Origin of the sequence: Segatella copri, assembly GCF_009495355.1 — a bacterium.
GTDB lineage: Bacteria > Bacteroidota > Bacteroidia > Bacteroidales > Bacteroidaceae > Prevotella.
Window position 1 is genome coordinate 82630 of record NZ_VZAD01000034.1, and the last position, 22724, is coordinate 105353.

17 protein-coding genes and 2 tRNA genes are annotated in these 22724 nt (G+C 50.2%); 2 read left to right on the forward strand and 17 right to left on the reverse strand.

Features of this window, described 5'->3' with window-relative positions; genetic code table 11:
• Window positions 1–15: 15 nt before the first annotated feature.
• From F7D20_RS03730 to prmC, 11 genes are all read right to left on the reverse strand, one after another.
• Window positions 16–1563, reverse strand: a complete 1548-nt coding sequence (locus F7D20_RS03730; protein ID WP_022253167.1) for a YifB family Mg chelatase-like AAA ATPase — start codon at window positions 1561–1563, stop codon at window positions 16–18.
• 59 nt (window positions 1564–1622) lie between these two features.
• Window positions 1623–2630, reverse strand: coding sequence for a DUF4369 domain-containing protein (locus tag F7D20_RS03735; protein ID WP_158462898.1), 1008 nt, complete (start codon window positions 2628–2630; stop codon window positions 1623–1625).
• Window positions 2631–2644: 14 nt separating this feature from the next.
• Window positions 2645–2730 (reverse strand) — tRNA-Leu (locus F7D20_RS03740).
• Window positions 2731–2749: 19 nt separating this feature from the next.
• Window positions 2750–2822 (reverse strand) — tRNA-Gly (locus F7D20_RS03745).
• Window positions 2823–2926: 104 nt separating this feature from the next.
• Window positions 2927–3532: a hypothetical protein gene (locus F7D20_RS03750; protein WP_158462899.1), complete on the reverse strand. Its 606-nt coding sequence runs from the start codon at window positions 3530–3532 to the stop codon at window positions 2927–2929.
• A gap of 25 nt (window positions 3533–3557) precedes the next feature.
• Window positions 3558–4898, reverse strand: a complete 1341-nt coding sequence (gene argH, locus F7D20_RS03755) for an argininosuccinate lyase (protein WP_158462900.1) — start codon at window positions 4896–4898, stop codon at window positions 3558–3560.
• Between the two features lie 91 nt (window positions 4899–4989).
• Window positions 4990–5451, reverse strand: coding sequence for an SRPBCC family protein (locus tag F7D20_RS03760; protein ID WP_158462901.1), 462 nt, complete (start codon window positions 5449–5451; stop codon window positions 4990–4992).
• A gap of 19 nt (window positions 5452–5470) precedes the next feature.
• Complete coding sequence (gene pyrE / locus F7D20_RS03765) at window positions 5471–6103, reverse strand: orotate phosphoribosyltransferase (protein ID WP_158462902.1); 633 nt, start codon at window positions 6101–6103, stop codon at window positions 5471–5473.
• Between the two features lie 81 nt (window positions 6104–6184).
• Window positions 6185–6913 carry a ComF family protein gene (locus F7D20_RS03770; RefSeq protein ID WP_158462903.1) on the reverse strand — a complete coding sequence of 243 codons (729 nt, stop codon included), beginning with the start codon at window positions 6911–6913 and terminating at the stop codon, window positions 6185–6187.
• Between the two features lie 14 nt (window positions 6914–6927).
• Window positions 6928–7464, reverse strand: coding sequence for a regulatory protein RecX (locus F7D20_RS03775; protein ID WP_254880120.1), 537 nt, complete (start codon window positions 7462–7464; stop codon window positions 6928–6930).
• A gap of 51 nt (window positions 7465–7515) precedes the next feature.
• Window positions 7516–8403 (reverse strand): peptide chain release factor N(5)-glutamine methyltransferase, encoded by an 888-nt coding sequence (gene prmC, locus F7D20_RS03780; RefSeq protein ID WP_158462904.1) that lies wholly within the window; start codon window positions 8401–8403, stop codon window positions 7516–7518.
• Window positions 8404–8492: 89 nt separating this feature from the next.
• On the opposite strand from prmC, the gene ribD reads away from it, so the two are divergent.
• Window positions 8493–9521, forward strand: coding sequence for a bifunctional diaminohydroxyphosphoribosylaminopyrimidine deaminase/5-amino-6-(5-phosphoribosylamino)uracil reductase RibD (ribD, locus tag F7D20_RS03785; RefSeq protein ID WP_158462905.1), 1029 nt, complete (start codon window positions 8493–8495; stop codon window positions 9519–9521).
• Window positions 9522–9557: 36 nt separating this feature from the next.
• Window positions 9558–9713: a hypothetical protein gene (locus F7D20_RS12885; protein ID WP_022253177.1), complete on the forward strand. Its 156-nt coding sequence runs from the start codon at window positions 9558–9560 to the stop codon at window positions 9711–9713.
• A 360-nt stretch (window positions 9714–10073) separates the two neighbouring features.
• On the opposite strand, the gene F7D20_RS03790 is transcribed toward F7D20_RS12885, so the two are convergent.
• The 6 genes from F7D20_RS03790 to F7D20_RS03815 all read right to left on the reverse strand — a co-directional run bounded on the left by F7D20_RS03790 (window position 10074) and on the right by F7D20_RS03815 (window position 22603).
• The gene (locus F7D20_RS03790; protein WP_158462906.1) at window positions 10074–10595 is read right to left on the reverse strand and encodes a porin family protein; all 522 of its coding nucleotides are present in this window, start codon (window positions 10593–10595) and stop codon (window positions 10074–10076) included.
• 965 nt (window positions 10596–11560) lie between these two features.
• Window positions 11561–13540, reverse strand: coding sequence for an alpha/beta hydrolase family protein (locus tag F7D20_RS03795; RefSeq protein WP_194253482.1), 1980 nt, complete (start codon window positions 13538–13540; stop codon window positions 11561–11563).
• Between the two features lie 99 nt (window positions 13541–13639).
• Window positions 13640–15976, reverse strand: coding sequence for a glycoside hydrolase family 31 protein (locus tag F7D20_RS03800; protein ID WP_022251550.1), 2337 nt, complete (start codon window positions 15974–15976; stop codon window positions 13640–13642).
• A 2-nt stretch (window positions 15977–15978) separates the two neighbouring features.
• Entirely contained in the window at window positions 15979–17181 is a 1203-nt protein-coding gene (locus F7D20_RS03805) for a glycoside hydrolase family 88/105 protein (protein ID WP_158462907.1), read from the reverse strand.
• Window positions 17182–17550: 369 nt separating this feature from the next.
• Window positions 17551–19377, reverse strand: a complete 1827-nt coding sequence (locus F7D20_RS03810) for a RagB/SusD family nutrient uptake outer membrane protein (protein ID WP_158462908.1) — start codon at window positions 19375–19377, stop codon at window positions 17551–17553.
• A 25-nt stretch (window positions 19378–19402) separates the two neighbouring features.
• Window positions 19403–22603 carry a SusC/RagA family TonB-linked outer membrane protein gene (locus tag F7D20_RS03815; protein WP_228114094.1) on the reverse strand — a complete coding sequence of 1067 codons (3201 nt, stop codon included), beginning with the start codon at window positions 22601–22603 and terminating at the stop codon, window positions 19403–19405.
• Window positions 22604–22724 lie beyond the last annotated feature (121 nt).

Below are 22724 nucleotides of genomic sequence, written 5' to 3' on the forward strand. Positions count from 1 at the left end.
GATAAGACGAAAGTTCTATATTCCTCTTTCAGCCCAGTCGCCACGGTCGAGGGTGCGATAACCGATGGCCTCTGCCAAGTGGTGCGACTCTACATGTTCGCAGCCTTCCAGGTCGGCAATGGTGCGTGCTACCTTCAGGATGCGGTTGTAGGCGCGGGCAGAGAGTGACAGACGTTCCATCGCCATTCTCAACATGCTGATGCCAGCCTCGTCGGGTTCGGCATACTGATGTATCATGCGCTCGCTCATTTGTGCATTGCAGTGGATTCCTTTTTGTCCGCTGAAGCGTGCCGCCTGGATTTCCCTTGCCCTTATCACACGTTTGCGTATCTCGGCACTTGGCTCACCTTGTGCCGCTTTCGAGATGTCCTTGAAGGGAACGGGAGTTATCTCGCACTGGATGTCGATGCGGTCGAGCAGGGGACCAGAGATTTTGTTCATGTAGCGTTGTATCTGTCCTGGGGTGCAGACACAGTTGTGGGTTGGATCGCCATAATAGCCGCAGGGACAAGGGTTCATGCTTGCCACAAACATGAAAGAACAAGGATAGTCGATGGTGTATTTGGCGCGGCTGATGTTGATGTGCCGGTCTTCCAAAGGCTGGCGCAGCACCTCGAGGGTCGTCTTGTTGAACTCGGGCAGCTCGTCGCAGAAGAGCACGCCATTGTGTGCCAACGAGATTTCGCCAGGCTGAGGAGTTGCTCCTCCACCTACTAAAGCCACTTGAGATATGGTGTGATGGGGAGAGCGGAATGGACGTTGCGAGATGAGCGATACGTTCTTGCCCAACTTGCCAGCTATGGAATGTATCTGTGTGGTTTCCAAACTCTCAGAGAGTGTGAGAGGAGGAAGAATGGAAGGCAGACGCTTAGCCATCATCGACTTACCCGAACCAGGAGGTCCTACCATGATGAGGTTGTGGCCGCCTGCCGCAGCTACTTCCAAGGCACGCTTTACGTTCTCTTGTCCTCTGACGTCAGCATAGTCGAGGTCGAAATGACTCTGGTTCTCGTAGAATTCCTTGCGAGTATCGACGATGGTGGGAGAAGGATTGCTCTGGTCGTTCATGAACTGGATGACCTCGAGCAGGTTTTTCATGCCGTACACCTCTAAGTTGTTGACCACGGCAGCCTCGCGCACATTCTGTTCGGGTACGATGAGTCCCTTGAAATGTTCGGCTCTTGCCCTTATGGCAATAGGCAGGGCGCCCCTGATGGGCTGCAAGGTTCCGTCGAGACTCAGCTCGCCCACCATCATATATTCCTTGAGATGATCTTCTATGATGTTGCTGTTGGCTCCCAATATGCCGATAGCTAAGGGCAGGTCGAAACTGCTTCCTTCCTTGCGAAGGTCGGCTGGAGCCATGTTGATGGTAATGTCAGCCACGGGAAACTTGAAGCCACTATACTGCAGGGCAGCGGCTATTCGGTCGCGGCTTTCTCTTACAGCCTCGTCGCCAAGACCCGTGAGATGATACTGTACGCCTCGGTTGAGGCTTACTTCTATGGTTACGGTGGTTACTTCCAGACCGTTTACGGCTGCGCAATAGGTTTTTACTAACATGTCTTCAGGTTTTAGATGGTGATGAAGATTGTTGTCGTTTCGGGGGGTGTTGATATGCTTTATTTCAGCAGTTGGTCCAACTTGCTGTTCAGCTCATTCTTCTTCAGGCTCCGCGCCACGATTTTGCCATTCTTCAGCACGATGTTGTCGGGGATTCCTATCAGTCCGAGTTTCAGGAGAGTCTTGTCGGCAAGCAAGTCTCCGTTGCATACGTTGGGCCATGAGATGGAGTCGCGCTCCAGGTTTCTTTTACAGTCGGCCTTATTGCCGTCTATACAGATACTCATCAGTTTGAGTTTTCCCTGCGAACTGCGCTGGCGCTTCTTGAGTTCACGCAAGAGGTCCATGCTGTCGAAGACGGAGGTTGACCAGGTGGTGATGACGGCTACGGGTGCTGAAGCAAGAGATGTGCTTGATATGAGTTTCCCGTTGGTGTCGTAGGCTGTGAATACAGGCAGTTGTGAGCCGATGCCTGCGCTCTTGAGCCATTTGATCTGCTGTGTCAGTCTTGCGAGATTGCCGTTGCCGGGCTGTTCCTTGCTCAGAATGCTGAGCAGTTGTGAAGCCTTGGCGTAATCGGGCGAAAGAGCAGCCACGAAGTATTTTCTGACGAGGAATACGCTTACTACCGAGGCAGGGTTGTCTTTGATAAACTGCTCGGCTATTCGGGTTTCTTCGGGAGGTGAGACGTTGAGAATCTGTTCGCGGAACGAGTTCATGAGCTCATTGTCCTTGCTTCCCTTTACAGTAAGTTCCTTGAGGTGAGAGGCGTCAGCCTTGATGTCTACCGACTGTCCCGGCTCAGCGAATACTGGCTGCTCGGAGAAGTTGGGGAACACAATCATCAGGGTAAATTTGTCTTTGCAGGGAGCCTCGTAGGTGAAACGTCCGTCTATCACCTTGATGGTGTCGACACCTTCGATGCCGCCATCAGGACTGTAAACATAAAATTCACCTTGGTCCATGTGAAGAAATCTGCCTTCGAGCTGAAATCTGTTGCTGCTTACCCCACAGGCGGTAAGTGTAAGACTTGCTATTAGAATAAAAAAATAAGCAAATTTTTTCATATGTAGGAGGAAAGTGCCGCGAGCGGGACTCGAACCCGCACAGCCATTACTGGCCAAGGGATTTTAAGTCCCTCGTGTCTACCAATTCCACCATTGCGGCATGGTAAACAATAAAAGAGAGCGGAAAACGGGACTCGAACCCGCGACCCCGACCTTGGCAAGGTCGTGCTCTACCAACTGAGCTATTTCCGCAAAATGTGAGTGCAAAGATAGTGCTATTTCTTGGAACAGCCAAAAAAAATCACATTTTTTTAGATGAAAAGTTGTTTTTTCTTGGCTTCTTCCCTGTTTCTGGCTTAGTTTCCTACGCTTACTGGGCAGCCAAGTCCGTCGTAGCTGATGCCGTATCTCATCAGCGCCTCGCCCTTGGCTCCTTCTGTAATGGCGCCTGTTTCTAAGGAATAGGTACGCTTGCACTTCTTGCACATGACCGACTGGCGTATTCCGTTCAGCTCGAGTGGATAGTTGGTGCCGCCGTATTGTGTGATACAGTTGGGGCATTGTCTGTCCCAGGCCACATGCCCCTGAAAGTTGCTGCATCCGATGATGATTCCGTTGTTGGCTCCCAAGGGGTGAGTCTTGATGCGGTTGTCCCATCCCTCTGTGCGGTCGGTAGTAATCTTGATGTCCTCGGTGATGTTTCTTCCGTCGTTGAGTGTGGAATAAATGTGCCAGACACCAAGATTTTTCACGCTGATGAAGGTGTAGCATCCGGGATTGAGCAGGGCTGTCTCAATGGAGGTTCCTGGATGCAACTTGGGATTGAAGTAAAAACTGCATGGGAAGCGGGTGCTGATCAGGTCTTCCGCATCACAGCCGGCAAGGACTGTCAGGCAGAAGAGCAAGGCCATGCTCCACGCCCAGCCATGTTTCACCTTATTATATATATAGGAGTGTTTCACTTCTTTGTCTTTCTGCTTTTAGTTTTTACCTTCCGAGCAGTTCCTTTTCAGCATTCTCCATGCGCTCAAAGTGGAACTCGGAGAGTGTATTCTCCATCAGTTCCTGAATCTTGTCGTTGCACAGGTTGCCGATGCTTCCCTCGTGGGTGTGGTGAATGTCCTTGTTGGGCTTAAACTCGCCAGCCTCGATTTCCAGTCCTACTTTCTTGTAAGCATCACGGAAAGGAGTTCCGTTGGCAGCCAACTGGTTTACTTCTTCTACCGAGAACATAGGGTCGTAGCGAGGATCGTCGAGGATGTGCTCGTTCACCTCCATCTTGTTGATGATGTAGGCAGCCATCTGCAGGCAGTCTTTCAGCTCGCCGAAGGCAGGGAGGAACACCTCCTTGATGATCTGCAGGTCGCGGAAGTAGCCCACTGGCAGGTTGTTCATGATGAGCATTACCTGTTGTGGCAGACTCTGCAACTTGTTGCTCTTGGCGCGAATCAGCTCGAACACGTCAGGGTTTTTCTTGTGAGGCATGATGCTCGAGCCAGTGGTGCATTCCTTAGGCAGCTTGACGAATCCGAAGTTCTGACAGTTGAACATACATGCATCGAAAGCCATCTTGGCGAGAGTTCCCGCCACGGTAGCCATGGCGAAAGCCACGTTGCGCTCCATCTTTCCTCTTCCCATCTGGGCATAAACCACGTTGTAGTCCATGCTGTCGAAGCCGAGCAACTGGGTTGTCATGGTTCGGTTGAGCGGGAAACTGCTTCCGTAGCCGGCAGCGCTTCCCAAGGGGTTGCGGTTGGTCATGCGATAGGCTGCCTGCAGGAAGAGCATGTCGTCGGCAAGGCTCTCAGCATAAGCGCCAAACCACAGGCCGAAGGACGAAGGCATGGCTACTTGCAGATGTGTGTAGCCAGGCATCAGCACGTTCTTGTACTGTTCGCTCTTCTGTATGAGTTCATCGAAGAGAATCTTCACGGCATCGACGATTTCCTTCAGTTCGTGGCGTGTGAAGAGCTTCAGGTCTACCAGCACCTGGTCGTTGCGCGAGCGTCCGGAGTGTATCTTCTTTCCCATGTCGCCCAACTTCTGTGTCAGCATCAGTTCCACTTGGGAGTGTACGTCCTCTACGCCGTCTTCAATTACGAACTCGCCTTTTTCGGCTATGGCGTAGATGTTCTTGAGTTCAGCAAGGAGTTGTGGCAGCTCTTCCTTGCCGAGCAGTCCGATGCTTTCGAGCATGGTGATGTGCGCCATGCTTCCCAGTACGTCATACTTGGCGAGATAGAGGTCCAGTTCTCTGTCGCGTCCTACGGTGAAGCGTTCTATCTCCTTGTTCACTTCAAAGTTTTTTTCCCAAAGTTTTTGTGCCATTTTCTTATGTTGATTTACTTCATGTTACTAAAGTTCCTCTTGCCCGGAATCGTCTTGTTGCTTATTCCTCTTGAGGGGAAATGTCGTTGTTTTAATCTTCGTATGAAATCATTGCCAGGGCATTGGCAATCTTCTCTATGCCTTCTTCGAGCGGCTTCTTCACCATACCTTTGATGAATGGGTTGAGATCGGCCTTGATGGTAAGCTTCATCTTGCAGGCAGTGTCGCTTGTAGGCAGCAGCTGAATCCAGAAGTTGAAAGGAACGGGGCTGTTTTCTGTTTCAAACTTGATGGTCTTAGGCTCCTCGCGGTCGATAATTCGCATCTTGATTTCGCCCACCATAGGTGCGGTAATAGAGATGCTGTCGCTATCAAACTTGAGGTCCTTCAGCTTTTCCATTTCCTTTCTCTTGTCCTCAGGAATCTGGTCTTTCACCTGCTCGAATTTGTCTTTGAGTCGCTGCAGGTTGTTCAGATCGCTCAATGTACGATAAACAGATTCCTGCTTGTGAGGAATCTGTTTGATATTACTTTCGAATGTACTTGTACTCATTATTGATGGATCAGCTTGATTACTTCTTCCAGTTGGCTGGGTCTTTGCGCCAGTCGTGGAGCAGTTCTACGTCTTCCTGTGCGATGTATCCGGTCTCCAAAGCCTCGGCTACTACGTGCTCATAGTCGGTAAGAGTTACCAGCTTGACACCAGCGTCGGCGAATGCTTTCTCGGCAACAGGGAAACCGTAAGTGTAGCTTGCCACCATGCCTATAACCTCGTTTCCGTTCTTTCGGAGAGCCTCTACGGCTTTGAGTGAGCTTCCACCGGTAGAGATCAAGTCTTCTACAACCACTACTTTGGCGTCAGACTTCAGTTCGCCCTCGATGAGGTTCTGCATACCATGGTCCTTGGGTTTAGAACGAACGTATACGAAAGGCAAGTTCAGTTCGTCGGCCACCAATGCGCCTTGTGCGATGGCGCCAGTTGCCACACCAGCTACGGCGTCAGCCTCAGGGAATTGTTCGAGGATGGTGTGTACGAGTTCGAGCTTCACGTAGTTGCGCAGCTCTGGGAACGACAAAGTCTTGCGGTTGTCACAATAGAAAGGAGACTTCCAGCCAGAAGCCCATGTGAAAGGATCGTTAGGCTGCAGTTTGATAGCCTTGACGTTTAATAACTTTGATGCGAAATCTTTCTTCAGTTTGTCCATAATCATTAAAGGATTAAAGTTTTGCTTGCAAAGGTACGTTAAAACGCAGACAAAACCAAATTTATTATTTATTTTTTGAACTTATTGTCCTTTGGCGTATCCTATGGTGAGGATGCTGAACTTCATCGAGTCTGCTGCCTTCATCAGTTCCCGGCAGCAGGAAATGATGGTGGCTCCTGTTGTGCACACGTCGTCAACGATGAGCAGATGCTTGTTTTCGAGGCTTTCGGCCTTGCTTCCTCCTGGTGCGTAGTCGGGCGACAGGGCAAAGACATCCTGCACATTGATGTTGCGTTCCCATCGGTTCTTGTGTGTCTGGCTTTCGACGAAAGTCTTTCTTCTGACGAGCTTGTTGAGTATGGGAATCTTTGTAGCTTCGTGTAGTCCTCGCGCTATGGCCTCGCTCTGGTTGTAGCCCCGCTCTCTTTTTCGTTTGGGCGCCAGAGGGATAGGCACGATGGCGTCTATGCCATCGAAGAACTGTATGCGGAGGGCTTCGTTGGCCAGTAGGTGTCCCATGCCTACGCCTACTTCCTCATGCTGGTTGTATTTGAGCTGGTAGAGCAGGTTGCTGGCAGGAGCGTGCCCGTGATAATGAAACAGGGCGCAGCATTTCTCTACGGGAATACTGTGCCAGAAGAGTTTTGCCATGTCATTGTCTTCTGGCTGTTGCCAGGTGTTGGTGCGTGGCAGATGCAGATTGCACGCTATGCAGATGATTTCCTCCTCGCCCAGCAGTCGTTGACCGCAGATAAGGCAATGGCGTGGACAGAGCAGGTCGAGAATCTGGGCTAATAGGCTGAGTCGCATAGGCCGGTTGTATTTTAGAATTGTTCCTCTTCGAAGTCTTCGTCTTCTGCTTCCATTCCCATCTTGTCGATGCATTTGTGTATGAGGTCTATGCTGAAGCCTCTTCCCATGGCAAACCGTATGAGTTTCATCGAACGCTCATAGTCGTTTTTCGCCTTGATGGTTTTGTATTTGCTCTTCATCAGGGGCAGCAGGGTTTCCATGTAGAGTCCGTCTTCTATCTCCTCGAAGATGGGGTCGGATATTTCCTTAGGTATGTGTTTCATCCAGAGAGCCTGTTCCACCTTGCGCCGTCCCCACTTGTTGTATTTTATCTTGTCGTTGATAAAGAAGCGGGCGAATCGTTCGTCGTCGACAAACTTCTTCTGTGTCAGGAACTCCATGTTTCGTGCAATGGCTTCCTCGCTCAGTTCCCACTTCTTCATCTTGTCGAGCATTTCCTGCGAGCAATGTTCGGCTTGGGTGCAGAGAGTGGTGAGCTTCAGCAGGGCTTGTTGCTCGGTCATGGGTTTTTTGGGTCGCTTGGGCTTGTTGTAGTTGCTGTATTCCATACTCATTCTTCTGTTTTCATATGAAAAGTTGAGGCTTTTCAGTCTCCTCGGTTATTTCTTCATCGCTCGCATCATTCTCTTCTTGCCATAGAAATCTTGTTGGGTCTCTATGTTCTCGAATCCGAATCCTTCGAGCATTTCCCTTGTTTCCTTCTCGTAGATGGGATTGATTTCGAAGTAGAGCCTTCCTCCGTCGGCAAGCTCCAGGGCGGCAATCTCTGCGATGGCCCGATAGAATCTCAGCGGGTCTTCATTGGGAACGAAGAGGGCGAGGCAGGGTTCGTAGTTCAATACATTCTTCGCCATGTCTGCTTTCTCTTTCTCGCAGATATAGGGTGGGTTGCTCACGATGATGTCGAGGCTGGGCTCGTTCTTTATGCCTTCTTTTGTCATCTTGAGCAAGTCGAACACATCAGCATGCTTTATTTTTGTGTTGGAATTCAACTTTTTGGCGTTTTCTGTAGCTGTGGCAATGGCTTTCTCCGAGATGTCTATTCCTGTTACCGTCGATTGTGGAATGTCGAGACTTAGTGTGATGGCAATGCAGCCGGAGCCTGTGCAGATGTCTAAGATGTTGGGGTGATGAACAGCTGGCTTTCCTGTTGCAGCCTCCTTCTCCTTTTGTGTGTCGACTATCCACTTGCAAAGTTCGGCAGTCTCGGGACGTGGGATAAGAACTCCCGGCTCTACACGAAACTTTCTTCCGCCAAAGTCGGCTTCGCCCAATACATACTGTACAGGCTCAGCTTTTTGCAGTCGAGCCATAATTTCTTCGAGTTTTATGCTCTCGTCTGCAGATAATTCAGTAATTTTGCCACAGATTATGTCGGTCAGCGTCATTCCGTATTTCACTTCCAGTACGGTGCGGACGATAGCTCTTGCTTCATCTGCATCGTAGAGAGGGGTGAGTGATTGCCAAAGTTGCTGATACGTATTCATGTCAGTCTACAATGATTTGATTTATTTTTCGAGAACAAAGATACGACATTTTATCGAAAGCAAGTAAAAAACAACGAAGAAATTGTGATATGGAGCAGAATAATATATCTTTGGGAAACCCTCTTGCGGGCAAACCTTCCCCTTCTCAGCAGGAGATAGACGAACATTTCATGCGCCGCTGTCTGCAACTGGCTAAGAATGGCCGTCAGAATGCGAAGCCCAATCCCATGGTGGGAGCCGTTATCGTAAGTGAGGATGGCAGAATCCTGGGCGAGGGCTATCATGTGCGCTGTGGCGAGGGTCATGCCGAGGTCAATGCCTTTGCATCGGTCAAGCCCGAGGACGAGCATCTGTTGGCAGGAGCTACAATTTATGTGAGCCTTGAGCCTTGTTCGCATTATGGCAAGACGCCTCCCTGCGCCGACCTCATCGTGAGCAAGCGGGTGAAAAGATGTGTCTGTGGGTGTGTCGATCCTTTTGCCAAGGTACAGGGCCGTGGCATTCAGAAGATTCGTGAGGCAGGCATCGAGGTGACGGTGGGCGTCTTGGAGTCGGAATGTCTCGAACTGAACAAGCGCTTCATCACCTACAACACGCATCAGCGTCCTTACATCATACTGAAGTGGGCGCAGACTGCCAATGGCTTCCTCGACAATGAAGGCAAGGGAATGGCTGTCTCGTCGGCCTTTACCAAGATGCTTTCTCATAAGCTCAGGGCTGAGAACGACGCCATCCTGGTGGGACGGGTTACCGATGAGCGCGACCACAGTCAGCTGAATGTTCGCGACTGGTATGGTAAGAATCCTGTGCGCTTGGTCATCGATCGCCATCATCCTTGTTTCGAGGGCTTGGACTTCTCTAAGGGCAACGAGGCGGTGCTGCGCCAGATCATGAGCTTCCTATATATTAATAAGGTGCAATCGTTGATTGTGGAGGGTGGAGCCATCACTCACCAGTCTTTCCTTGATGCCGGTCTTTGGGATGAAATCAGGATAGAGACAGCCACGGCTAAGTTTGTCAAGACAGGCACCGAGGCACCGAGGCTTCCTCGCGATGTGAAGCCGATAAGTCATGAGGAATACGATGGCAATGTCATTGATACCTATGAGCGAGCATAAACACATTAAACACTACACATTAAACATTGACAATCGATGAGCAATAGATTTACATCACGCCTGAGCGATAATGACGATTACAAGCGAGACGAGTTGATTCGCAAGATAGAGCATGCTGTGGAGCACATGACTCTCTCCGAGCTGGAAGCTTTGTCTTACGATATGTTTACTAAAGGGTATATTACGGATTGAAGTTTCTCAAGTTTTACCCCACACGCCCTGAAAGGGCAGAAGCTCTTAGCCCAGGGCATCGCCCTGGGTTATCATGTTCGCAAACTTGACGCCCTGTAAGGGCAAAAGCTTTAAAACTCACACGGAAATTTATAAAGCTTTTGCCCTTACAGGGCGCATTGCTGACTGTTACTATACCCAGGACGCTGCCCTGGGCTAAGAGCTTTTGGGCCTTCAGCCCGTGCTTGAGCCACATGCGAAAGTTCAATCAGTAATAAAAACAAAAACTCGTAGTTTCTGCATTTATAAGTCTTAGCTTATGGAGGAAAGAAACTACGAGTTTTCTATGATGTGGAACCTTCATGAGAAGGCTTTGCCTACTTAGAGGTTGAACTTGTAACCTATAGTCAGCTGCAGAACATTTGTGTAGCCGTCACCATGCTTTGGCACCTTGGTAACACCGATGTTGTAGCGAGCATCTACTACGAATCTGTCAAACTCGTAAGACATTCCTACAGGCACAGCGAGGTCGAAAGTGTTTACGTCTTTCATGTCGTCCTTGCTGACCATGAATGCGGGCTGAAGACCTGCCTTGAGGGCAAAGTTCTTGGCCACATAATAGTTGAGTGTTACAGGAATGTTCAGATAGCCCGGGTTCCACGAGTAGTCGTCGTGTTTGCCACCCTGGAAAGAATAGAGAAGTCCACCGGCCAGACCCATCTTGCTTGTAAACTGATGCTGGATCTCAGCACCGAATACGAAGCCGGCCTTCCAGTCTAAGTCACCTACGGTAGATACATTCAAACCGATTTTAGGCTGAATAGTAGTCGAACCTGTTCTGCTCTGTGCGAAAGCACCAATTGATGATAATGCCACAAGGGCGATGAAAAGTAATTTTTTCATAATCTCTAATTTTAAGTTGTTATTACTGGATAGTTAATTCTCTCTGATCAGGGGAGTTTCCGAAAAAACTGCCTACAAATATAGTAAAAATATGGATATGCGATTTCTTTTTTCTTTATTTTAAGGCATTTTACATGTTTTTTATGAGATAATAACAGTTTTTTGTTGCAGTTTGCATATAAGTTTTGCAAGTTCAGAAGTTATAGAAGTTATCACTCCCTTCGGTTGTTAGAAGTTATAGCCAACAGTTTTTTGTGTTGAATATTTTGCTGTAAAGGCATACGGCTTTAACTTCTCTAACTTCAGAACATGCGAAAGTTGAGTAAAGTCATTTTATTTTCCCAACTGGGGAATTATTTTTTTCCAGTTAGGGAAGTGATTTCTACACCTTTTTGAGTCGCAATGCATCGTTATGACATCTCAAATAGGCAAGAGTTCGATGGGAGATTGCCCTTCTTGCCGCATAATTCCTTCCAAATGAGGTTAGGATACATGAATTTGGCTCCACTTACGTGCACTCCGAGAACAAGGAAATTCATCGGAACGATAGGTTCGTGCATGGATTTTGATGCCTGTGAGAGTATAAATGGTTGATTATTAGCCTTTTAGAGAAGAAGCTAAGTTGCCTGCTGTTTCAGTTTCAGTTGTTTCAATTAATTTTTTGAGGGTTGAGATTTTTTCATTTTGTCAATTTTTTATTATATATTATTATTATATATATATTATAACTATATATATATTAAATAGTTATATAATAATATAGTAAAGAAAAAAGAACAAAAACGGAAGTTGGAACCCCTCTTAAAAATAACTGAGACTACTGAGACTGAGACGCTTTTCAGCCCTTAGTCAGCTTTCCTCTCCCAGGCTGTTGGTCTCTTTTCAGCTGCCATTCCACGAGCACTTGTCGGGCGAGGATGGCATCTAAATTCCTTACGTCGATAACAGGAATCTTGATACTGCGTTTAGTCCTGGATAACGACCCTTCCCTTTGCCAACGAAAGAAGATCGGGAATGTCGTAACAGCGCAAGACACCAGGAATGACGTTCGACATCATGTCGTGCTGCACGGGGTGCTGAATGTAATTGCGCCAGGTCTTCAATGTGCGGGTGAGTGTGGCGCCAGCCAATCGCTCATCGAGCACAGCAGCGTGCATCACTACGACTGCGTTCATTCCGTCAGCCTTGACTATAATCTGGCGGTCCTTCAACTTTTCGTCTGCCGAGCAGAAGTTGAGAATGGTGCGCAAATCCTGCACACGCTGACCTATGAGCGGTTTGCCTGCATGCAGGGCTGTTACTGCAGAACGATACTGAGTATTCCAATACTTGGAAAGGTTGTACTCGAAAATGTCGCTCGTCTCACCAAAACCTCGCAAGTCGGCGTAGACATGAATCGTGCCGTCGGAGAATGCATCACGACGATCGGTCTCTATCAGCAGACTTGCCTTTCCTGCATCAGCAAGATGGATGCAAACCTTCGACTGCTGATTGGCAACCGACGGAATCCTGACGATGACAGGAACAGGATACTGACCTTCGCAATCGAGCTGATAACGATATTCCTCCACGTCGCGCTGCGATTCGTGGCGAGTCTCAATAGCATTCCAGTGGTCGTTCAGTCCGGAAAGTCCCAACAGCTTCAGAATGCCAGCCTTCACCTTGTCGGCCGACTGCGAACAGAAAGCCTGGCGCTGGGCCGACAGCCTGTCCATCTGTGCCTCACACTCCTGCATGGAGCTGAGCGCATCCTTGTATTCCAAGTTTACCTGTCCAGCCTTGGTGCAACGCATGTCGTCACTACGCCAGTAAGTATAAGGTTTCACCTCGCCCTGAGCATCGCCCAAGAGAGCCTTGCGGAAGAAGCTTACCATCTTGTCCTGGCTGGGCTTGGGAATGGCGTGTCCGTCGTCGTAATAAAACTGTTCGGCAGCGTCGGGCGCTCCCAGCAGACTGTAGCAACGATTCACTTCCTCATAGCCACGCAAGGCTCCCCAATGGTCAACGAAGTCGAAACGACCATCAAGAATCAGGAAAGGCTTTGGCGCATTCATCATCGCCATGTCGGCTATCTCGATGTGCTCGCGTCCTTCGCCTGGAATCCACTGACATCCGTCGCTTGGGCCTTGAGTCTCCAGGGTTCTTTCGCGCGACGAGAAGAACAATCCCACACAACTTGCCTTCACCCTGTCGTCGAGAGCAGCCAGATAAGACGACTGCGTGCCGCCTCCCGAGAAGCCATAACAACCAATCTTGTCGCCATCAATGTCCTTACGACTGAGCAGATAGTCGATGGCGCGGCTGTTGTCGAAAAACTCCTGTGCGGCAAGGCTGCTGCCAAGGAGGATGAAGCCCGGAGCAATGAGTGTATGCTCGGTAGTTACGCCACGGGTAAGATTCTTGCCCTGTGCATCGATGGTTTGCTGGCGCTCACCCTGTGAGAAGGGGTCGACCACCATGGAAGCAATACCATTGACAGCCAACTGCTCAGCACTTCCCGAGCCCGTGCCCTTTCCGTCGAGTCCATGTCCGCACATCTCGATACAGGCAGGAATCTTGCCCTGCACCTTCTCGGGCAGATAAAGATGGGCTGTGACGTAACGGCCTGGCGTACTCTGAAAGACAATCTTCTCGACTATAAAGCCGTTGCCCTTCAACGAGCCCACTACCTTGGCATTGAGTTTGCCACGCTGTGGCATTTCGCCAGCCAACTGACTAAAACGACTACGCAACTGGCTCACGTATTGCTGCATGGCTTCCTTCGACTGGCAAGCCTTTTCGAAAGCCTGCTGGCGCTCATAGTTCTGAGCGTGTACTGGCAGCATCTCGTAGTTGTAGAGCGAGGTGGCTGTCTTGAACTTCAGAGCCTTGTAAGAGCCCTGAGCCATTGCCACCGTACCTGCAAGCACGGCGGCAACCGATAAGAAGAATCTGTTTCTATACATAGTAATATCTTTATAAATGCAAATGAAGAAGTTAGAGTAGTTGGAGAAGTTAAAGCCATATGCTTCATGGCAAAGTATTCAACCCCAAAAGTCTTGATTTTACATCTTGACAACCACTTCCATATCGCCCTCGCCTGCATCGAAGGTAAGTAAGCGCAACTTCTCGTCGTACTTCCATCCATCGACAAACTTGCCGGCTACAGTAACGAGTTTAGGCTTCTTGTCAAGGTAAACACTTACGCTGTAGTAGTGAGAAACAGGCTTGTAGTCGCCCTTAGGAGTCGTGATGTTGAGTATCCACTCGTTCTGTGCCAGTCGGCTCTCCATCTTGGTGACGGCATAAACTCCCTTCTGATAATCGAGCGATTTGCCGTCGTCCTCGTACATTTCATACACCGAATGCTCGGAAGGATAGATGAGCAGCGAGATGTTGGTGTTGGGGCGCTCGTCCACGTACTGCATGGCTTCCTGACGGGGAATGATGGCTCCACGGCGCAGGAAGATAGGCATGATCTCAATAGGTGTGAGGAACGACTTGTACTGGCGTCCGCTGATGCGCTCACCTGTCCAGAAGTCGAGCCAGTCGCCACCGGGGAAGTAAACAGGACGCGAGAGTGCATTCTTCACCGTTACAGGACACACCATCATGTCGCGGCCAAACATATACTGGTCTGAAATCTGATAGGTATTGACATCCTGCAGATGATCGTAGAACAAAGGTGTCATCAGCGGACGGCTGGTCTTGTACATATCCCAGGCGCTGGTGTAGATGTAAGGCAGGAGCGCATAACGCAGCGAGTCGTACTGGATGAATATTTTCTGTGCTTCCTCGCCATAAGTCCATGGCGCATGATAACGAGGATGATCCATACCGAAGAGGATGGACACAGGCGAGAACATTCCCATCTGCACCCAGCGCAGATAGAGGTCGGTGTCGTAGGCTGAATACTGCTCGAATCCACCCATACAGTGGCTCCAATAGCCGACACCAGAGAGTCCTATATTAATACCGCCGCGGATGATAGGTTCAAACCACTGCCACTCCGAGCCCCAGTCGCCAGCCCAGATGAAAGGATAGCGCTGAATACCTGCATAGCCCTCGCGTGTGTGGTCGAAGCCACGCTGTCCGTTGAGCTTGGCAAAGTTCTCATAAGGTGCCTTGGCATAGGCTATAGGGAAGAGGTTGTGGGCAGCCTTCTGCTCGATGTTTGGATTGTTGTAGTTCAGAGCGCTTCCCACATCAGTCTTGAAGAACTTGGCTCCCAGGTCGGTCACTTTCTTGGCTGCATTCTTCCACCACCAGTCCACAGCCTTGTCGTCGAAGAAGTTGATGATGGCGTTGGTTCCACCATCCTGAATGGTGAGTCCCTTCTTCTGTGCTGTGGTGAGCAGATTGTTGCGCTTGCCGTTGTCGACCAGCGAACGAATGTGCAGACCAAACATTGCCACATGATTCTTATAGGCATGGTCGATCATGCCCTTTGGGTCTTTAAACTGATCCTGGAACTCGAAGGTACAGCCTCCGTTGCCCAACTTGGCAAAGAGGCGCCAGGTAGAGTCGAGCCACATCATGTCGAACGGAATCTTTTCCTGACGCAGGCGGTCGATGAGATTGACCACATACGTATCGTTGGCCTTACTCTCATGATGCCATGTTCCACCGCTGTACGAGCCGATGTGCAGACCATAGGCTGCACGTGGCATAAGAGGCGCCACGCCCGTGAGCTGCTGATAGCTGTGAATCAGAGTTTCCAACTGTTCGCCATAGATGAAATAATAGTCATTGTCGCCACCAGGTGCCGAGAAACTGTACTTGTCATTGTTGGTCCATCCCATGTCCCAGTCGTTGGGCACAGCAGTATGGAAGAACACGGCGTAGCCCTTGTTGCTGAGCATCAAAGGCACAGGACAGTAGTTGGCTCTCAGAATGTCCTTGCCGCCTACCGCAGGCTTTGAGCCCCGTCCCAGTTCCACATTGAGGTGAACACGCTGTCCACGCTGGTCGATGCGGTCCATGCGCTCACCGAAACCGAAGAAGTGCTCGTCGGGATTCATCTTCACCTCATTATATATGCTGTCCTTGCAGCCCGATGTCAACTCCTCGTAGAGCACCTTACCCGAAGCATCAGCCACCTGTATGCGCCAAGGAGCTTCCTGAATGCTTACCTGCAGCTTACTGGTCTTTATCTGTTTGCCGTCCACGCTGAAATCCACCTGTGGGAAGTTGTAGTTGACCACCATCCACTTCTCATTATCAGGCATCTGCTGTGCAGGCACCTTGGTTACACGAAACATGCTTTCCGAACACATCTCGATGCGCATGTTGCCTTGTGACGATGTGTAGAGCACGCTGTTTCCTTTCACTTGCTGTGCATGAGCCGCTGTGGCAAAGGCGCACAGCGACAGGAATGTGAGTTTTAGCTTTAAGTTTTTCATATCTATTCTGTTGTTTTTGTTGTTACGTTATTGATTTCTATTCCTGCCTGCACCACGGCTCCCAGTCCGTGGGCATCGTTGAGCGGAGCCGGTCGGTTGTAATAGAAAGGCAAGTCGCGGCTGATGCCTGTTCCCATGCACACATTCTTCACCTGTCCTTCAGGGGTTATCTGACTGCAGACAGCCTTCCATCCCTGCAGCGCCACAGAGGCGAACGAGCTGTCGAGCCAGCCCTTGTTCACACCATGCGCAATGGCTGCGACAAACATGGCTGTGCAGGAAGTTTCGGGATAAGAGTCAGGCTTGTCGAGCAACTGGTGCCACATGCCCTGTGCGTCCTGATAGGCGATGATGTTTTCCACTCTTTTTCGGAACAGCTGCAGCAATCTGTCTCGCAGAGGATGCTCTTCGGGCAATCTGTCGAGCACGAGAGCCTGTGCCAGAAACGCCCATCCGTTGGCTCTTCCCCAGTGGGCGGTGCCGTGGGCATGAGTCGTATCGTAATAGAAACAATGCCAATAGAGGCGCTTGTCTTTGTCGAAGAGCAGACTGTCGAAGAGCAATACCTGTTCTGCCGCTCTCTGCAACAAGTCGGACGATGCACCCTTGCGACTTCCCTGATGAGCCAGGAAAGAAGTACACATATACAGGTCGTCGAGCCAGAGAGTTCGCTCTCCCACCCTTCCCCGGCAGTAAATGCCTGTTTCGGGAATACGCTCCTGCTGAGTAAGAATGTAATGGCTTATCTTGTCGAGATAATTCTCGTAACGTTGGTCTTTGTATCGTCGTGCCAGTTCGGAGAGGGCAGCGCCCATAGCTCCGCAGTCGTCAAGGCTTGACATGGAGAAGAATCTGCGCCACGCATTGTCGCGCACGCCCGATCCGTATTCTTTCCTGAGTTGTCGCTGTATTTTTGGTTCGAAATAAAAGTCAAAGTTCTCTTTGACAAACTGCTCATACTTCTTTTCACCTGCCGCATCGGCAAGATTGAGCATTGCCACTCCGAGCACACCATTCACGTATCTCCATTCCTGATAATAGCTGTCGATGTGAGTGTGTCCGTCCTGTGCCTTTGACACGTTGTGGTTGTGATGGCTCAGCAGATAATCAGCCACCCGCTTCGAGACATCGAGCGGAGCATCCTGCGCCATAACCCCTGCTGCAAAGGCAAGACTGCAAATAAGAGTAAAGACTGCTTTCTTCATGAGGCATCCCGGTTTTTAAGTGGTTTGAAAAATGTTGGGAATATTGCTGTTGGAACAAAATTGTTGTCCCTGGAACAATTCCTGCGAAAGTAGATTTTAAGAAAAAAGCCTCTCCACTTCTCACGAGGCAGAGAGGCCTGCATGTTGTTTTAATATATAACTAAAAACCTACCGTTAATTCATTATTTGAATTCAAGTTTCGCAAGCGAGGAAATTGATAGAAGCTAAAGCTGTTATCACTCCCGTCGGTCGTTCGGAAAGTTAAGAAATAATAGTCTTATAGTTTAAACTTAGGACATTTGTCCCTTAACTTCCCTCTAACTTCACTAACTTCCCTTTAACTTCCCCACATGCAAAAGTTCAGTTATTTTAATATCCGTAGTTGTTGATCAATGCGTTGTTCGACGCGTTGATGTCTGAGTCGAATATAGGCCAGTACTGACGGGAGTCTGGATCGTTGGCAAAATAGTTGGCCAGCATGTTGTCCTTCACTGTGGCAGACACGAAGTCGTAGTCGAGTTGTGTCCAGCCTTCGCCAGCAGGAGCTGCTGTCTCACCCTTAGCCAAGCCATAGTACTCCAACTTGCCAGCAGCATTGGTGCGTGTGTAAACCACTGTAGGCACGTCAGCATACTTGCCTGTGCGGTCGCGCAGCGCTCTCATGTCGGTCACGGTCTGTCTTACGGCTGTTCCGAGCAAGTTCCAGCGAATGAGATCCTGCTTGCGCAGCATCTCGCCAGGGAATTCGAGAAGGCGCTCCTTCTGGATGGCCTTCAGCATGTCGGCCTTCGAGCTGATGGCGTTGACATAAGCCTCTACGTTTGCAGGGCGGTCGGCTACGGCAAAGGCGCGGTTGCGAACCTCCTTGAGGTAAGGCTTGGCTGCATCAGGACCTTCCAACTCGTTGGCCAACTCAGCTGCCATCAACAGGATGTCGGCGTAGCGGAGCACGGGCAGGTTCACACCGTCGTCGTTGGAAGACACCGTACGGGTCATACGTTCATAGTCGTACTTGCCGAAGTTGAAGCTTGGAGCAGAGGCATCGTTGTCACCCAACTTGGCCATTGTGTAGCCGTTGTCGTACTTGTAAGGCACGCAGTTCACGTCGCGGCGCTGGTCAGCATTGTCGTACTCATAGTAGAGTGTAGGAGCAGGAATGTTCTGTCCGCCATAGTTGGTCTTGGCCAAGTGTGGGCTCTTTGACTTGTGGTAAACACCAAAGTGATAGAAGAATCTTCCACGTCCGTCGTTGAATGGAATCTCGAAGATAGACTCTTTGTGTGAGCCTTCGATGGTGATGACGTCAGTAGCGAGGTCGTTCCAGAACTGCTCGTAAGTGGCGTCGAGTGCGAGTCCACTCTCTCTGATGACGAGTTTCAGGTCGTCGTAAGCCTCCTGCAGCAGGGCTGTGCTGGTAAGCTCAGGATCGTTGCTGCGGCGCACCTCATAAGTAGTAGGATTGTCGAGCGATGTAGGACGCTGGCTGTAACCCTCGGCCATGAGGATGAGGCGTGCACGCAGACCCAAGGCAAAAGCCTTGTTCACTCGCTCTGTCGTCTTGGTGCGCTCAGCCTTTCCTGGCCATGGCAGATAGCCTGCAGCCTCTTTCAGGTCAGCAATAATCTGCTTGTAGATGACGTCGCGGTCTGACTTGGGAAGGTAGATGGTACTCTGCTTCACCGATGTGAATCGGGCAGGCACGTCGCCCCAGGCACGAATGAGGTCATAGTAGTACTGCGCACGCAGGGTGAGCGACTCGCCTAAAAGATAAGCCATGTCGGCATTGCTCTCAGGATTGCCATAGGCACGTATTCCCTCGATGCAGCAGTTGGCAGCCTCAATGCCGTTGAAGAAGCCTGTGAAGGCGTTAGGATCTTTTCCTGAAGCCATCCAGTTGTTGGCCGAGAAGGCGCTGTAAGTGCAGAGCGAGGTTTTGTTGTCCGACGAAGGCTGCGCCATGTCGTAGTAGCACTCGGCATCGGTATTCATACCATAGTAAGGCATGTAGCGCGCACGGTGAGAATTGGTGGCGGCAAACCAGCTGTAGATGCTGATGACCGTATTCTCGGCAAGCGGGGTGTTAGAGAACACCACCTTGTCATTGTATTGTGACTCGCTTTCTACGTCCAAATAGTCGTTGCACGACATGAGTGTAGCGCCAGCCAACAGGGCTGTAAATACATATTTTATTTTCATAACGATGTTTCCTTTAAGTGTTTTTTTAGAATGTAAGATTAAGACCGAAGATGAACTGGCGGCTTCTTGGATAAGCCGAGTAGTCTACGCCTGGACAAACCAGCACGTTGCGGCAGCAGTCCACCTCTGGATCCATACCACTGTAACCGGTGATACAGAAAAGATTTGAAGCGGTAAAGTACAGACGCAGGTTCTGAACATAGATTTTCTGCATCCATGTCTTAGGCAGTGTGTAGCCCAAGGTAAGTGTAGAGAGGCGGAGGAATGATCCGTCCTCGATAGCCCAGTCGGTGAGAACAGCCTTTGTTGTGTAAGGCGACCACATCGTGGTGTTCTTGTTCATCTCGGCGAGCTTGGCTGCATCGTTGATGAAGTTGCCGTTCTCGTCTACGTTGGTCCAGCGCTTGCCGCTTGCCATCGTGGTGTTGAGGTTGCGCCAGATACCGCCACGTGTAGAGGTCTGGTCTATCTTGTCAGCGTTGTAAACATCGTTGCCGATGCTGTAAGAGAAGTCGGCGTTGAAGTCGAATCCGTAGGCACGTGCACCGATAGAGAATCCACCTACAGCCCATGCGTTGGCGTCACCGATTTCGAACTTGTCGTCATCGTTGATGGTTCCTGAACCGTTCTTGTCGAGGAGCTTCATGGTACCAGGACGTACTGTGCCCACAATACCGCTGGCATCAGCCACACCTTCCTTCAACTTCCACTGTCCTGCGGCAGCATCGTATCCCTCGAAGTCGTCCACCTCGTAGCGTCCTGTTCCTGCCAGTTTGTAGCCGACGATGGTTCCTACAGGCTTTCCTGGCTTCACTAAGTAGTCGGAGCCAATTTCTGTACTTGCCCAGTAAGAAGGCTTACTGTATGAGTCCATGCTTCCGAGGCTCACTACCTCATTGGTGTTATGACCGAGTGTGAACGAGAAGTTCAGACCGTAGTTCTTGGTGTTGATGGCATCGTAGTTCAATGTCAACTCGAAACCAGAGTTCTTGGTCTCGCCCACGTTCTGGTACTGTGTGTTGTAGCCGCTACCTGTGATCTGCATCTCCATGAGCAGGTCTTTCACGTTGTTCTTGTACACCTCGAACGAACCGTTGAGCTTGTTGTTGAAGAAACCGAAGTCAATACCCAGGTTGAGCGAATGTGTGGTTTCCCACTTCAGGTCGGGGTTGCTCATTGCGTTACCCGTGGTGAGCCATGAGTTCTGCAGGTGCAACCAAGAGCTCTCCTTGATAGAATAGGTACGGCTGGTCTGTCCTGAAGGAATGTTGTTGTTACCCGACACACCGTAGCTCAAGCGCAACTTCAGGTTGCTCAGCCAGTCTTGTGTTGACTTCATCCAAGGCTCCTCGATAATGCGCCATCCGGCTGCCACTGATGGGAAGTAGCCCCAGCGGTTGTCCTTAGAGAACTTGCTTGAACCATCGGCACGCAGAGTGGCGGTAAGCAGATAGCGGTCCAAGAAACTGTAGTTGGCACGTCCGAAGAACGACACCATCTTGTCGTCAGGATAGTAGAACTCGTTGGCACGTGTAGGAGTGCCCTGTGCAGAGAGGTGGAAAGCCATGTCGGCATCGTAGAATGAAGGGAATCCCTCTATGCGTGTCGTTGCCAGTGTCTCGCGGCTTACGATACTCTCCTGTCCCACCATGAGGTTCAGGCTGTGAGCCTTGGGCAGAATCTTTGAGAAGTCGTACTGCAGAGTGTTGGAGTTGCGCACGGTGCGGCGGTTCACCTGGGTACGTGTAGTAAGCGGCATGTTCTTGTATTCTGCCAGGGTGTTGTTCTGCGACTCATAGGTAGTAGAGCCGGAGAAGTAACGGAAGTCGTTGTTGTAAATGTCGAGACCTACGTCTGTGCGGAAAGTAAGCTCGGGCAATATCTTCCATGTGAAAGCTCCGTTCATGTTGAAGTTCTCACGAACACGTTTCTTGTAGTTGTCGTTGAGGGCTGTGATTGGGTCTTCCAGTCCGTCGTCGATGTTGCTCTCATCGAAGAGAAGGCTTCCTGAGCCTGTCAAAGGCGACTGTACCACAGCATGGCGGATACGGCCGAAAGAGCCTGAAGGCACAGAGTTCTGGTCGCCGGTAGCGTCGCTCTGTCCGTCGCCGTTCACCTTGGTGCGTGAGTAACGGGTAGAGAACTCGAGCTTGGTCTTCTTGTTGGGCTCATAGTTGAGTTTGAAGTTCAGGTTGCTGCGATAGAAGTCAGAGGTGAGCAGGATGGCTTTCTCTTTCATGTAGTTGTACCCTGCTGTGAAGCGCAACTTCTCTGAACCTCCCGAAATGTTGACATTATGGCTGAACACGTTGCCGGTGCGTCCGTACACCTCGTCCTGCCAGTCGGTAGTCTTCATCGAGTTCATAATGTTGGGTATGTTGTCCCATCCGCCGAGTACCTGCTGGTACTTACCGGCATTGGCACCAGTAGAGAGGCTTGACAATTCGTACTGCCACTTCAGATAGTCTTCCACTCCCAGCACGTCTACCTTGTCCTCTGCCTTCTTGAAGCCCACATAGGCATTGTAGTTCACAGTCACCTTGCCAGCCTTACCACTCTTGGTGGTGACGAGCACGATACCGTTGGAACCACGGCTACCATAGATGGCGGTAGAGGAAGCGTCCTTCAGCACGTCGATGCTCTCGATGTCGCTGGTAGGAATGTCGGAAATGCTGCTGACGGGGAAACCGTCTACTATATAAAGAGGTGTGTTGTCGCGGGTGATAGAACCACCACCACGCACGCGGATGATGACCTCGGCATCGGGATTGCCCTCAGGCATGGTGACGCGCACACCTGCCAGCTTACCCTGCATGGCCTCAACAGGCGAAGCCACAGGCACCGACACGAGTTCTGTATTGCCTACCGAAGAAACCGAACCTGTCACGTCCTTGCGCTTTACGGTTCCGTATCCGATAGCCACCACTTCGTTAAGCATGTTGGAATCTTCCTTCAACTGGACAGTCATCTTGCCTTCCTTGGCAATGATCACTTCCTTCTTATAACCCACATAAGTGATTTCGAGTTGTTTTCCTTTCGGAACAGAGATAGAGTAATTGCCGTCCATATCGGTCACCACTCCCACCGATGTGCCAGGAATCCTCACGCTTGCGCCAATAATTGGTTCACCAGCCTCGTCAGTTACTTGTCCGCTAACGGTGACGCTTTGCGCCAACACTCCTAACGGGAAAAGAAGCATCAGCAATAGTACTGAACACTTCTTCATAAAAATAATCGCTACTTTTCTCATAGTTTTTATTATTAGTTTTTAAAATGAAGTAGATTGTCGGGGGCAAAAGTAGCTAAAAACCCCTATCATGAATGGTAAAAAACTCCCAAAAGTTCGG